Consider the following 12,699-nt stretch of genomic DNA (forward strand, 5'->3'; position numbering starts at 1 on the left):
GGCCATTATCTGGAAACCCTAGCCATGACCGAAGGCCTGATCATTTTTGCCTTGTGCGCGCTAACCCTGATCGGCGCCACCTTGCCACTGCTGTACGACCGCTACCGCAATCCTCCGGCAGCAAAACCCGAGAACGACAAAACCACCGACACTGCGAAACGGACCTAGCCCATGGATGACCGCATTACCGAACTGGAAATCAAACTCAGCTACCTCGAAGACACGGTCGACGAGCACAATCGGGTAATTTTCCGGCAGCAACAACAAATAGAGTTCCTGATTGGCGAATTCCGGGCTCTGCAAGAACAAGTGCGCCACCAACCCAACCAGGAACACCGCAGTCTGCGCGACGAAATTCCACCGCACTACTGAACACCATGCTGGACCGGCCACTGATCATTTACCACGCCGACTGCCTTGATGGATTTGCTGCAGCCTGGTCGGCCTGGCTCCACTACCGGGGTGCTGCCGATTTTCTCCCACTGCACCACGGCGAGAACTGGGATGCCAGCCGCTGCGTCGGACGCGAAGTTTACATCCTCGATTTTTCCTTCCCCCCTGACCGCCTGCAACAGATGTCAAGCCAGGCACGCCAGGTGGTCCAACTTGATCATCATGCATCGGCCCGTGCCGACTGGGCTGACCGCCTGCATCCCCTGGCCAACGGCGACACGGAGTATCGTTCGCCGACTGCGCGGCTGAGAGTCCGCTTCGCCGAGCAAAAATCCGGCGCCCGCCTAGCCTGGGAGTACTTCCATCCAGAGCAGCCAATACCGCTGCTGCTGCAACACATCGAGGACGTTGACCTGTGGCGCTTTGCTCTCCCCGAAAGTCGTGCCATTCAACGCAGCCTGCGCCTTCTCGCTTTTGACTTCCCTCTCTGGCACGACTGGATCTGCGCAGCCGGCACCCCGGACGCACCGGGCTATAGCGACCTACTGCTTCGCGGCCAGGCGATCGACAGTTTTTTCCGGTGCGAAACCGAGCGCCTTGCCAATAGTTCCCTACTTACCCCGGCTCGCCTGCGCGGCGAACCGGCCGACCCGCTACAGGCCTTGCGGCATGGCCAGCCAGTGCTTAGCGATGGCGGCGAGCACTGGCACCCAATCCCCGGCGTGGCAATCAATTGCGACGGGATGTTCGCTTCGGAACTCGGGCACCTGCTGGCCAGCCGCCACCAACTGCCTGCCCTGATCTGGCAATTCGCCGGGGACGGAATGGTACGAGCATCTCTGCGCTCAGTCGGCGACTGCGACGTTGCCCTTATCGCCAAGCGTTATGGAGGCGGAGGCCACTGCCATGCGGCCGGATTCCGCCTCCCCGCGCTGCATTTCTTCAGTGAAGTACTCCCGGTTACCCGAACCTCGTGAAATCTCGGTTACCGGCTAGAGCAGCCCCTGACGGGCAGCCCGTTCGCGCAAATCGCGAGCATGCTCGTGACGCGCTCGCAAACGGGCATCGGTAACAATCATGCCAATACTTTCCCCCAGCACCATCGCAACGCCAAGCACCGGCAGAACCAACATCAAGCCGGGAACACCGGCCACCGCTCCGCCGACAAAAATCATCAGCACGGTCAGCAAGGGATGCATCTTCAGGCTCTTGCCAATAGTCATCGGCATGAAAACGAAATCATCCAGCAGACGCACCACCAGAAAAAGCAGTACCGCACCATAAGCCATGCCCGGATTACCGGGGAAATCGGTAGCCGCAACCAGCACCACCACAATGCAGCCAATCACCGAGCCGATGAACGGCACCCAGGCCAGCACCGCCGTGAGCAAGCCAAGCAAGAGCGGACTGGACATGCCCAGCAGCCACAAACCCAAGGCCAGACATAAGGTATCAAGCACGGTCAACTGCAGCAAACCGACAAAATAGATACGTGCCGTCCGGTCCACCTGATCGAGCAGATAGAGCGTACGCTCGAAGTAGGCATTGGCAACCGAGCGCCCGAGAAACTTTTTGAAACGCCAGCCATCCCGCAGCATGAAGAATGCGATGAAGGGGCCAAGCAGCAACGAAGGCGCCCAACCGGCCAGGGTCACCGCAACGCCAGGCAGATACTTGCGGGCAAAACTGTTGGTCAGGTCGGCAATCTGTAAAGCCAGCTCGCGGCTGACATGGGCGTGTGCCAGCAAGGAAGAACGTCGCTCAAGCTGCCGGACCGAATCAGTCAGCAGACGGATGCCACCATCGAGATACCGCGCGGTCAACTCCGGCCACGACCCGACCTCGGCGCTCAAGCGAGGCAAAGAAAAGAAGAGCAACCCGCCCAGCAGCAGGAACGCCCCCAGCGCCACCGCAGCCGCAGCGGTCTTGTGTGGCACGCCAATCAGTAGCAAGCGGTATTTTAATGGCGACAGCGCATAGTGAATCAGCAAGGCCATCACGAACGGAACCACCAGCCACAGGATTTTTTCGAACAGGAACAGGACCAGGCAGGTCGCCGCAATGATTCCACCCCAAGCCAGCGGACCGGGACGATAAGGCAGCGAGGATGCGCTCATCCCGCTCATACCTGGGCTGCCGGACGTTGCGCCAGCATCTGGCGCAGACGATTGCCGAGATAGCGTGCCAACTGCATGGCAATCCGCGACGCCAGTTCGGCATGCGACTCCATCAACTTTTCGAAATCGCCGCGAAACAGGACCGCCACATGACAATCCGCAAGCGCCCGCACCTGGGCCGAACGCGGCATTTCATCGAGCAAGGCCATTTCTCCGAAAAAATCGCCTGCCCCCAACTCAGCCACCGGACGGTCGCCCTGCGCCGGGTGGAGCACGGCCATCCGGCCGGAAAGCAGAATGTAAAGAGCCTGCCCTTCCTCGCCCAGGTCGAAAACCACTTCGCCTGCCAGATAGTGACGGTCATGCAGCAGCGCATCAACGATTTTCAGTTGTCGGCGCGACAAACCGGAAAACAGGAAGGTTCTGCCGAGACGGTGATGCGCCGCCGGCGCCTTACCGCCAAAGGACAACTTCAACATGCTGGCCACACCCCTCTTCACCCATCGCTGTTTGCTTGCTACCACAGGCAATCTCCCCACCTGCGGCACGCCCCTGACTTGATCGCGGGAAATTATGCCATGACTTGCCTGCCCCACCGGTGCGCAACCAGGCCCCCTCGCCGCCAAAAGTGATACACCAAATCAAATACAACAGGCAAAAACGTAACATATAATCCGCTTCCACTTTTTGTCAGAGTCCGCGATGTCTACCCGCCACTATCTAAGCTCGCTGTTTTCGCCGCAATCGATTGCCGTCGTCGGAGCTTCCGAGCGCGAACACTCGGTCGGCGGAGCGATTTTTGCCAATATTCTCAATGGTGGCTTTCGCGGCCGGCTATACGCTGTCAATCCAAAGCACAGCAGTGTTTTCAGCCAAACCGCAGTCCCCAGCCTGGAAACAATCGGCGCCCGGGTGGACCTGGCGATTATCGCCACCCCGGCCCGAACCGTCCCGGCGCTGATCGAACAATGCGCTCGCGCCGGCATTGGTCACGCCTTGATCGTCGCCACCGGTTTTGCCGAGAGCGGGGCCAGCGGTGCGCTGCTTGAACGCCGGGTGCGTGAAATCGCCCGCGCCAACAGCGTCCGCATACTTGGCCCGAACTGCCTCGGCATCCTGCGTCCGGAACAAAAGCTCAATGCAGCCTACACCCGGATTGGTGCGCAGCCCGGCGACCTGGCACTGGTTTCTCAATCAGGCGCGATGTGTTCGGCGGTGATGGACTGGGCCGCCGGCGACGGAATCGGCTTCTCTTCGATCATTTCGCTCGGCGGCACGCTCGACCTCGACTTCGGTGAAGTCCTTGATTATCTGGTACACGACGAACGCACCCGCCACATCCTGCTCTATGTCGAACGCATCCGCAATGCGCGCAGCTTCATGAGCGCGCTGCGCGCAGCGGCGCGGATCAAGCCGGTAATCCTGCTCAAATCCGGCCGCCATGATTTTTCGCCCCCCCACGCGTGGACCGTAGATCATGCCCGCCACGACTTCTCCGACCCGGTCTTCGACGCCGCCGTCCGCCGTGCCGGCGTGGTGCGGGTCCGGAACATCGACCAGCTATTCCACGCGGCCAAGGCGCTGGCTTCGGGCTTCCGTCCCCGCGGCAAGCAGCTGGCGATCATCAGCAACGGCGGCGGCCCTGGCGCGATGGCCGCCGACCGCGCCGGCGATCTTGGCATTCCGCTGGCAACCCTGACCAGCGACACCGGTACTCAACTCGACCACCTGCTGCCGCGCGGCTGGCAACGCGGGACCTGTATCGACCTGGGTGGCGATGCCAACCCCGAACGCTACCGCAACGCCACCCTCGCCGTCGCCAACGACCCACACGTGCATTGCGTTCTGGTGATGCTGGCGCCACATGCCGCCAGCGACCCGCAAGCGATTGCCGAAGCGCTGATTGCCGCCAAACGTCAGACGCGCACCGCCCTCAGCGCCTGCTGGATGGGCGGTGGCCAGGTCGCTGCCGCACGCCAGCAACTGGCGGCAGCGGGCATTCCGGTTTTTTCGACGCCGGACATGGCAATCGAACTGTTTCACAACATCGCCAAATATCACCGCAACCAGAAACTGCTGCTGCAAACCCCCGGCCCCGGCCAGGCACGCGGTGTCTCGCGCCCGGCCAGCGCCCGCCACCTGGTCGAAGCCCTGCTCGCCGAACGCCGCAAGCAGTTGTCGCCGATGGAAGCGCAAACCCTGCTGCGCACCTTCGGCATCCCTGCGGTACAAACCCTGGTCGCCCACAGTGCCAGCGAAGCGATGTTCATCGCCGAGCAAATCGGCCTGCCAGTCAGCATGCAGATCAATTCGCCGGACATTGCCGATGCCGAAACAGCTGGCGGTCTCCGTCTCAACCTCGACAGCTGCGAGGCAGTCGCCCACGCCTGGCAGGACATCGTCGGGGCAGTCGGCAAACGCCACCCGGAGGCGCGCCTCGCCGGCGTCTCACTCGCCGCCCGGGTTGAACGGCCGCAAGCCCGCGCCATCCGTCTCGGCGCCCGCCGCGACCCGGTTTTCGGCCCGGTGATCGCCCTCGCCGACAACCAGCACTCGGTCGGTGGCGAACCAGCGCTGGCACTGCCACCGCTCAATGCCTTCCTCGCCCGCGATCTGATCCAAGCGTCGCCACTGCAGGCCCTGCCCGACCTCAACCACGGCGCCCTGGAAAAAGTCCTGGCCGGCATTTCCGAACTGCTTTGCGAATTGCCATGGATTGCCGAACTAGCCATCGAGCCACTACTGCTTGACGCCGACGGGGCGCTCGCGGCCAACACCCGGATCGTTATCGACCACGCCCTGGCGCCCTCCGGCGAGCCTTACCGGCACCTGGCCATTCATCCCTACCCTGCCCACCTGATGCAACACTGGCTGATCGATGGCAAAACGATCAAGGTCCGTCCGGTACGCCCGGAAGACGCCAATCTGGAGCAGGAATTCACCCGCGCCATGAGCGATGAATCACGCTTCTTCCGCTTCATGGACAATATCCGCGAACTACCGCCCAGCCTGCTGGTCCGCTTCACCCAGATCGACTACGACCGGGAGATGGCCTTCATCGCTACCGAAGTCGATGCCAATGGCCGTGAACTGCAAATTGGCAGCGTGCGCTACGCACAGACGCCGGATGGCGAATCGGTAGACTTCGCCTTGGCCATCGCCGATGCCTGGCAGCGCTGCGGCCTGGGCCGCCGGCTGATGACCCTGCTCATCGACTGCGCCCGCCAGCGCGGCTACCGGGCGATGGTCGGCGATGTTCTTGCCGACAACCCGAAAATGCTCAAGCTGGTCGAAGGGCTGGGCTTCAGCCTGCTGCCACACCCGGACGACCGCAGCTGCAAGCGTGTGGTCAAACCGCTCGCCGACTGACACAACCCGCATTGATTGCTCCCAGCTGCAAGCTGCGATCCACGGTCCACCGGGAAAAACAGTCTTTTTCACAGTCGACCGTGAAGTTGATGCCACCAACCGCCGGCGGCAGTGCAAGCCGTTTAAAAACAGCCGCATACCCATCCCGCCGGCAAAGACGCCGCCGATCCTTGCCCTGAGCCGGGAAACGCCGCCCGTGCGGGCGCTTGACCCTGTCCGGCCGATTGCCGACAATCGAATCGCCCCATCAGAAGAAAGGCTCGTCATGCTCGATACCGCCGTTCCCGACTTTTCCCTGCCGGCCACCTCGGGCCAGACCTTCAACCTGGCGACCCAGGCCGGCCAGGTAGTAGTCATTTATTTCTACCCCAAGGACAGCACCCCCGGCTGTACCACCGAGGCGCAGCAGTTCCGCGACCTGCACGGCGAATTCACCACTGCCGGCGCGGTCGTGCTCGGCGTCTCGCGCGATAGTCTCAAGTCGCACGAAAACTTCAAGACCAAGCAGGCGCTGCCCTTCGAACTCGGCTCCGATGCCGATGAAGCGGTATGCACCCTGTTCGCTGTCATGAAGCTGAAAAACATGTACGGCAAACAGGTGCGGGGCGTCGAACGCAGCACCTTCGTCATCGACCGCAACGGCGTTCTGCGCCGTGAGTGGCGCGGCGTCAAGGTGCCGGGACACGCCCAGGAAGTGCTCGATTTCGTCAAAACCCTCTGACAAGGCCCACGATCATGTCGCCCAAGCCCGCTGCAAGAAAGTCCTCCGGCAAGAAGGCTGCCGTTGCCCAGACCAAGATTTTCGTGCTCGACACCAACGTGCTGATGCACGACCCGAGCTGCCTGTATCGCTTCGAGGAGCACGACGTCTTCCTGCCGATCATGACCCTGGAAGAGCTCGACAGCCACAAGAAGGGGATGTCGGAAATTGCCCGCAATGCCCGCCAGGCCTCGCGCATGCTCGACGAAATGCTGGCTGCCGACGGCGACGACATCACCCGCGGCATCGACCTCTACGGCCCGTCGGCCAAGCTCGCCAGCGGCCGCCTCTATCTGCAGACCGAAGCAATCAGCGCCGACCTGCCGCAAGGCCTGCCGACCTCGAAGGTCGATAACCAGATTCTCTCGGTGGTGATCCACCTGCAACGCAAGTTTCCCGGTCGCCAGGCGATCCTGGTGTCCAAGGACATCAACATGCGGATCAAGGCGCGGGCGCTCAACCTGCTGGCCGAGGATTACTTCAACGACAAGGTACTGGAAGACACCGACCTGCTTTACGCCGGCACGCTGGCACTACCGGACAATTTCTGGGAAAAGCACGGCAAGGACATGGAGTCGTGGAAGAAGGATGCCAAGACCTACTACCGCGTCACCGGCCCGCTCTGCCAGCAGTTTCTGGTCAACCAGTTCGTCTGGCTGGAAAGTGAGGGCTTCGCCGCGATCGTCAAGGAAATCGCCGGCAAGACGGCCGTACTGGAAACCCTGATCGACTATACGCACCCCAAAAATGCGGTATGGGGGATTACCGCACGCAACCGCGAGCAGAATTTCGCACTCAACCTGCTGCTCAACCCCGAGATTGATTTCGTCACCCTCCTCGGCCAGGCCGGCACCGGCAAGACCCTGCTGACGCTGGCGGCAGCGCTGACCCAGGTAATGGAAAAGAAGCTGTTCTCGGAAATCATCATGACTCGCGTCACCGTGCCGGTCGGCGAGGATATCGGTTTCCTGCCCGGCAGCGAGGAAGAAAAGATGGCACCGTGGATGGGGGCACTGGAAGATAACCTTGAAGTACTGACCCATAGCGAGGAAGCCGGAACCACGCCTTACGGTGGCGACTGGGGCAAGGCTGCGACCAACGAACTGCTGCGCTCGCGGATCAAGGTCAAGTCGCTCAACTTCATGCGCGGCCGTACCTTCCTGAAGAAGTTTCTGATCATCGACGAAGCGCAAAACCTGACGCCAAAGCAGATGAAAACCCTGGTCACCCGTGCCGGCCCCGGAACCAAGGTGGTCTGCCTGGGTAACATCGCACAAATCGACACCCCCTATCTGACTGAAGGCAGTTCTGGTCTCACCTATGTCGTAGACCGCTTCAAGGGCTGGCCCCATTCCGGGCACATCACCCTGCAGCGCGGCGAGCGTTCCCGCTTGGCCGACCATGCGGCCGAAGTGCTATAATCGATAGAAATAAGCAAAGAGGCCGTGTCGCTGACACGGCCTTTTCGTTTCAGCCAACGGGCTGTCACTGCCGGAGGATAGTTTTGAAACGTCGTCATTTCCTGGCTTCTGCCGCCGCCCTGTCGCTCTTTGTCAAAGAAACCCTGGCCGCACCGAAACCGGCGGCCAAACCGGCCAGCAAACCAGTGGCCAAACCGGCGGCCAAGCCGCCGGTGCGCAAGCCCAATGGCCGCCCGGCTCCCAACGCCCGAAATCTGCGCCAGCCGGCACCGCCACCGGCGGGACCGCGAGTACATACTGCGGAAGACCCGGTGATCGAACGTCCACCGCAAGGGACTTCCGCCACCCGGTTGCCACCGGTCAAGGCCCCGGAGCCGCCGACCGAATGGCGGACCTGGGAAATTACCACCACAGTCAAAACCAAGGCCGGCCGCGCCACCCGCTTCTGGCTGCCGCTGCCGCTCAATCAGGATACGCTCTACCAGCGCACGCTCGGCCACAGCTGGGGCGGCAATCCGGAGCAAGCTGCGATGCGCCGCCTGCCCGATGGCGACCTCGAGGTTTTCCACTGCGAATGGAAGGAAAACGGCGAAGGCCGGCTGCGTTTCACTACCCAGGTCACCACGGCCGACCGGCATTTCGATATCACCAAGCGAACCATGCCCCCTGATCGCGAGGATATTCTCCGGCGCAATCTGCAGGCTTCACGACTGATCCCCAACGACGGCCTGGCGCACCAGCTGGGCGAGCGTATCGTCGGCCGGATCAAGGATCCGGTAGCGCAAGCCAAGGCGGTCTACGACTGGGTCATCGACAATGCGATCTACGACCCCTCGCTACCCGGCTGCGGTAGTGGCGATGTCCGCAAGCAACTGATCTCCGGCCAGTACGGCGGTCGCTCAGCCGACATCAACGGCCTCTTTGTCGCCATTTGCCGGGCTATCGGCATTCCTGCCCGCTGCGTCTATGGCATCCGCGTCGGCCCCTCGCGCCTGTTCCGCAGCCTCGGACTGGCAAGCCCCGACGCCACCCGCGGCCACCATGCCCGCGCCGAGTTCTACATTCCCGGCTACGGCTGGATTCCGGTTGACCCCAGCGATGTCCGCCGCGCGGTCGCGATGGAGGGCCTGTCGGAACGTGACAGCAAACTGATGGCCCTGCGCCGGGTGTTGTTCGGCGTCTGGGAAATGAACTGGGTTGCGTTCAATGTCGGTGTCGACCTGACCCTGCCCGGCCAGCAAAGCGCGCTGCCTTTCCTGGCACTGCCGCAAAGCGATGCCGATGATGACCTGAGTTATACCATCAGCGCCCGTCAGGTCGAACTGTAATCACGGGACAAATGCAAAAGGGGCACCGACTGGCGCCCCTTTTGCATTTTTGAGATGGCAAAACTCAGTTTTCGGAATCGACAAAACCACCGCTGGCCAGATTCTCGAAGCGGGTGAATTCGCCGATGAAGGCAAGGCGAACGGTACCGGTCGGACCATTACGCTGCTTGCCGATGATCACCTCGGCCATGCCCTTGTTGTCGGGATTGTCGCGGTTGTAGTACTCGTCGCGGTACATCATCAGGATCACGTCGGCATCCTGTTCGATGGCGCCCGATTCGCGCAAGTCAGACATCATCGGCCGCTTGTCGGTCCGCTCTTCGACCTTACGCGACAGCTGCGACAGCGCAATGATCGGCACGTGCAGTTCCTTGGCCAGCGATTTGATTGCCCGCGAAATTTCGGACACTTCGGTAGCCCGGTTTTCCCCCTGGCGGTTACCCGACATCAGCTGGATGTAGTCGATCACCAGCAGGCCGAGCTTGCCGCCGTATTGGCGGGCCAGACGACGGGCACGGGCACGCAGGTTGGCCGGGCTGAGGCCGCCGGTTTCATCGATGTAGATCGGCGCTTCGTGCAACTTGCCGAGCGCGAAAGAAAGCCGCGACCATTCATCGTCATTCATCCGGCCGGTACGAAGATTCTGCGAATTAAGCCGCCCGATCGAGGCCAGCATCCGCTGTGCGAGCTGGGCGCCGCCCATTTCCATCGAGAAGATGCCAACCGGCAAGCCGGTTTCTACCGCAACGTATTCGGCGATATTGATCGCAAATGCCGTTTTACCCATCGACGGACGACCGGCCACGATGATCAGATCGCCCGGCTGCATGCCTGAGGTTTTCTGATCCAGGTCGATGAAGCCGCTGGGTACCCCGGTAATGTCCGAAGGGTTGTCGCGGTCGTGCAATTCCTGGATTTTCTCGACCACTTGCGTGAGCAGGGGGTTGATGTGCACGAAGCCTTCGTTATGGCCGGCACCGGCTTCGGCAATCGCAAAAATCTTGCGTTCAGCTTCGTCAAGCAGGGTTTCGGCGTCACGCCCCAGCGGGTTCAGTGCATCGCCGGCAATTTCGTCGGCAGTCGCCACCAGTTGACGCAGCACCGAGCGCTCGCGAACAATTTCGGCGTAGCGCTTGATATTTGCCGCCGAGGGCGTGTTGGCGGCCAGCTCACCGAGATAAGCCAGGCCACCGGTACGCTCTGCATCGCCCGCCGCATCGAGCGCCTCGGCCACCGTCACCACGTCGGCCGGACGGGCGCTTTCGAGCAGATTGCGAATCTGACGGAAGATGCGCTTATGCTCGTCGCGATAAAAGTCGCTGTCGACCAGCAGGTCACTGATCCGGTCCCAGGCCTGGTTATCGAGCATCAAGCCACCAAGAACCGATTGCTCAGCTTCGATCGAGTGCGGCGGGACCCGCAACTGGTCAATGACCGGATCGTTATTCTTGGGTTTCGACGGACGTTGGCGTTCGTTCATGGTGAAAGACAATGGCGCGAGGTGGAATTTCGGCCATTTTCACGGTCGACCGTGAAAAATAGCCAAAAGGCAGAACAGAAAAACAAAAGGCCCCGCCGAAGCGAGGCCTTGGAGAATACCGCGAAAAGCGGATTACTCTGCAACCACGGACACGGTGATGTTGGCCACCACGTCGGTGTGCAGGGCGATGTCGAGCGGGAACTCGCCGAGCGCCTTGAGCGGGCCTTCCGGCATACGCACAGCAGACTTGTCGATGGTGAAACCGGCGGCCTTCAGTGCATCGGCAACGTCGGCATTGCCAACGGAACCGAACAGGCGACCGTCCATACCGGCCTTGCGGGCGACGGAAACGGCAACACCGTTCATCTTTTCGGCTTCGGCCTGAGCGGCAGCCAGCTTCTCGGCGGCAGCCTTTTCCAGGTCGGCGCGGCGAGCTTCGAACTCGGCCAGAGCAGCCGGCGTAGCACGCTTGGCCATACGCTGCGGGATCAGGTAGTTACGGGCGTAACCGTCCTTGACCTTGACCACATCACCGAGGTTACCCAGGTTAACAACCTTTTCGAGCAGAATGATTTGCATGTTTCGTCTCTCCGGGGATTACTGGTGGTTGTCGGTGTAGGGCAGCAGGGCCAGGAAGCGGGCGCGCTTGATCGCGGTGCCCAGTTGGCGCTGGTAGCCAGCCTTGGTGCCAGTCAGACGAGCCGGCATGATCTTGGCGTTTTCCTGGATGAATTCCTTGAGGACGTCGACGTCCTTGTAGTCGATCTGTTCGACCTTTTCAGCCGTGAAGCGGCAGAACTTGCGACGCTTGAACAGACCACCGCCACGACGCTTTTTCTTGTCGTCATCCTTCTTCTTGAAGAATCGAGCCATTTTCGTTTCCTTCCAAATATTCGAGTGTATTTACATGCAGTACGGGAGTGCGGCTATTGCGGCTTTTGGCAGCGAGAAATCCGGTGATTTGCAGACCGCCCCCAAGGGGCGCCGCTTCCAACCTGCGGGCCGAAGGCCCGAGCGCCAAGAGCGCAATTTCCAGCTCGACCAGCCGTTCGCTACCGTTCTCGACCTGCGGGGCACGGTGTTGCAACCTGCCCTCGGCAACCGGGATACCTGCCGGCGTATAGCGCAATGTCTTGCGCTCGACCAGAATCCCGGAGAGAACGATGCGATTCAGCTTGCCCGTCCCGTAACCACAGATTTAGGCGGCGGTCTGCTCAGCAGCAGCTTCGGTACCGATCAGCGACTTGGCCTTCTCTTCCTTCATCATCGGGGAGGGCGCAGTAACAGCGGCCTTCATCTTGACGGTCAGGTGGCGCAGGACAGCATCGTTGAACTTGAAGGCGTGCTCGAGTTCGTTCAGGGTCTCGCCGTCGCACTCGATGTTCATCAGCACGTAGTGAGCCTTGTGAATCTTCTGGATCGGGTAAGCCAGCTGACGGCGACCCCAGTCTTCCAGACGATGGATCGAACCGCCCTTGGCGGTCACGATGGAGCGATAACGCTCGACCATGCCCGGGACTTGTTCGCTCTGGTCCGGGTGGACGATAAAGACGATTTCGTAATGGCGCATGCAAACTCCTTTTGGGATGAACCCTCCGCCATGCGTTCGCGGTAGGGCAAGGTTGAAAAGCCGAAAATTATAACAGAAGCCCAGCCAAATCAGCGAACTCCTGGATATGAAAAAAGCGCCAATCAGGCGCTTTTTTCATTAAATCCTGGCGGAGAGGGCGGGATTCGAACCCGCGTCAGGGTATTACCCTGAACACGCTTTCCAGGCGTGCGACTTAAACCGCTCATCCACCTCTCCGTGAAGCCGCGTATTATAGACAGG

Annotated in this window: 14 protein-coding genes and 1 tRNA gene; 7 read left to right on the forward strand and 8 right to left on the reverse strand. The window is 61.1% G+C overall.

Translation table 11 applies throughout. The features are described from left to right. Positions 1-24 precede the first annotated feature (24 nt). From VX159_RS09480 to VX159_RS09490, 3 genes are read left to right on the forward strand one after another with little or no spacing between them, the layout of a single operon-like run. Positions 25-168: a hypothetical protein gene (locus VX159_RS09480; protein WP_371322645.1), complete on the forward strand. Its 144-nt coding sequence runs from the start codon at positions 25-27 to the stop codon at positions 166-168. Positions 169-171: 3 nt separating this feature from the next. After that, the gene (locus VX159_RS09485; protein WP_371322646.1) at positions 172-372 is read left to right on the forward strand and encodes a SlyX family protein; all 201 of its coding nucleotides are present in this window, start codon (positions 172-174) and stop codon (positions 370-372) included. Positions 373-377: 5 nt separating this feature from the next. Next, positions 378-1,370 carry a phosphoesterase gene (locus tag VX159_RS09490; RefSeq protein ID WP_371322647.1) on the forward strand — a complete coding sequence of 331 codons (993 nt, stop codon included), beginning with the start codon at positions 378-380 and terminating at the stop codon, positions 1,368-1,370. 15 nt (positions 1,371-1,385) lie between these two features. Here the strand turns inward: VX159_RS09490 and VX159_RS09495 are convergent, their stop codons facing one another. Further along, a complete protein-coding gene (locus VX159_RS09495; RefSeq protein ID WP_371322648.1) occupies positions 1,386-2,510 on the reverse strand; it encodes an AI-2E family transporter in 1,125 nt (374 codons plus the stop codon). 5 nt (positions 2,511-2,515) lie between these two features. Further along, positions 2,516-2,989: a cyclic nucleotide-binding domain-containing protein gene (locus VX159_RS09500; RefSeq protein WP_371322649.1), complete on the reverse strand. Its 474-nt coding sequence runs from the start codon at positions 2,987-2,989 to the stop codon at positions 2,516-2,518. 223 nt (positions 2,990-3,212) lie between these two features. Here VX159_RS09500 and VX159_RS09505 point away from each other — a divergent pair, with 223 nt between their 5' ends. From VX159_RS09505 to VX159_RS09520, 4 genes are all read left to right on the forward strand, one after another. Next, complete coding sequence (locus VX159_RS09505) at positions 3,213-5,879, forward strand: GNAT family N-acetyltransferase (RefSeq protein WP_371322650.1); 2,667 nt, start codon at positions 3,213-3,215, stop codon at positions 5,877-5,879. Between the two features lie 265 nt (positions 5,880-6,144). After that, positions 6,145-6,600, forward strand: a complete 456-nt coding sequence (locus tag VX159_RS09510; protein WP_371322651.1) for a peroxiredoxin — start codon at positions 6,145-6,147, stop codon at positions 6,598-6,600. A 14-nt stretch (positions 6,601-6,614) separates the two neighbouring features. Continuing rightward, positions 6,615-8,060: a PhoH family protein gene (locus VX159_RS09515; RefSeq protein ID WP_371322652.1), complete on the forward strand. Its 1,446-nt coding sequence runs from the start codon at positions 6,615-6,617 to the stop codon at positions 8,058-8,060. An 83-nt stretch (positions 8,061-8,143) separates the two neighbouring features. Next, the gene (locus VX159_RS09520; RefSeq protein ID WP_371322653.1) at positions 8,144-9,388 is read left to right on the forward strand and encodes a transglutaminase domain-containing protein; all 1,245 of its coding nucleotides are present in this window, start codon (positions 8,144-8,146) and stop codon (positions 9,386-9,388) included. 64 nt (positions 9,389-9,452) lie between these two features. Here the strand turns inward: VX159_RS09520 and dnaB are convergent, their stop codons facing one another. From dnaB to VX159_RS09550, 6 genes are all read right to left on the reverse strand, one after another. After that, positions 9,453-10,868 carry a replicative DNA helicase gene (gene dnaB / locus VX159_RS09525; protein ID WP_371322654.1) on the reverse strand — a complete coding sequence of 472 codons (1,416 nt, stop codon included), beginning with the start codon at positions 10,866-10,868 and terminating at the stop codon, positions 9,453-9,455. Between the two features lie 132 nt (positions 10,869-11,000). Beyond that, positions 11,001-11,447, reverse strand: coding sequence for a 50S ribosomal protein L9 (gene rplI, locus VX159_RS09530; RefSeq protein ID WP_371322655.1), 447 nt, complete (start codon positions 11,445-11,447; stop codon positions 11,001-11,003). Positions 11,448-11,465: 18 nt separating this feature from the next. After that, positions 11,466-11,741 carry a 30S ribosomal protein S18 gene (rpsR, locus tag VX159_RS09535; protein ID WP_290897972.1) on the reverse strand — a complete coding sequence of 92 codons (276 nt, stop codon included), beginning with the start codon at positions 11,739-11,741 and terminating at the stop codon, positions 11,466-11,468. After that, complete coding sequence (gene priB, locus VX159_RS09540; RefSeq protein WP_371325508.1) at positions 11,713-12,066, reverse strand: primosomal replication protein N; 354 nt, start codon at positions 12,064-12,066, stop codon at positions 11,713-11,715. Before priB ends, rpsR begins: the two co-directional genes overlap by 29 nt. Further along, the gene (rpsF, locus tag VX159_RS09545) at positions 12,067-12,438 is read right to left on the reverse strand and encodes a 30S ribosomal protein S6 (RefSeq protein ID WP_371322656.1); all 372 of its coding nucleotides are present in this window, start codon (positions 12,436-12,438) and stop codon (positions 12,067-12,069) included. A gap of 146 nt (positions 12,439-12,584) precedes the next feature. Then, positions 12,585-12,675 (reverse strand) — tRNA-Ser (locus tag VX159_RS09550). Positions 12,676-12,699: the final 24 nt, after the last annotated feature.

The sequence above is a fragment of the Dechloromonas sp. ZY10 genome, from assembly GCF_041378895.1.
Lineage (GTDB): Bacteria > Pseudomonadota > Gammaproteobacteria > Burkholderiales > Rhodocyclaceae > Azonexus > Azonexus aquae.

Coding starts and splice junctions, on each gene's coding strand:
- VX159_RS09480 (WP_371322645.1), top strand. CDS start 25: ATGACCGAAGGCCTGATCATTTTTGCCTTGTGCGCGCTAACCCTGATC.
- VX159_RS09485 (WP_371322646.1), top strand. CDS start 172: ATGGATGACCGCATTACCGAACTGGAAATCAAACTCAGCTACCTCGAA.
- VX159_RS09490 (WP_371322647.1), top strand. CDS start 378: ATGCTGGACCGGCCACTGATCATTTACCACGCCGACTGCCTTGATGGA.
- VX159_RS09495 (WP_371322648.1), bottom strand. CDS start 2,510: ATGAGCGCATCCTCGCTGCCTTATCGTCCCGGTCCGCTGGCTTGGGGT.
- VX159_RS09500 (WP_371322649.1), bottom strand. CDS start 2,989: ATGTTGAAGTTGTCCTTTGGCGGTAAGGCGCCGGCGGCGCATCACCGT.
- VX159_RS09505 (WP_371322650.1), top strand. CDS start 3,213: ATGTCTACCCGCCACTATCTAAGCTCGCTGTTTTCGCCGCAATCGATT.
- VX159_RS09510 (WP_371322651.1), top strand. CDS start 6,145: ATGCTCGATACCGCCGTTCCCGACTTTTCCCTGCCGGCCACCTCGGGC.
- VX159_RS09515 (WP_371322652.1), top strand. CDS start 6,615: ATGTCGCCCAAGCCCGCTGCAAGAAAGTCCTCCGGCAAGAAGGCTGCC.
- dnaB (WP_371322654.1), bottom strand. CDS start 10,868: ATGAACGAACGCCAACGTCCGTCGAAACCCAAGAATAACGATCCGGTC.
- rplI (WP_371322655.1), bottom strand. CDS start 11,447: ATGCAAATCATTCTGCTCGAAAAGGTTGTTAACCTGGGTAACCTCGGT.
- rpsR (WP_290897972.1), bottom strand. CDS start 11,741: ATGGCTCGATTCTTCAAGAAGAAGGATGACGACAAGAAAAAGCGTCGT.
- rpsF (WP_371322656.1), bottom strand. CDS start 12,438: ATGCGCCATTACGAAATCGTCTTTATCGTCCACCCGGACCAGAGCGAA.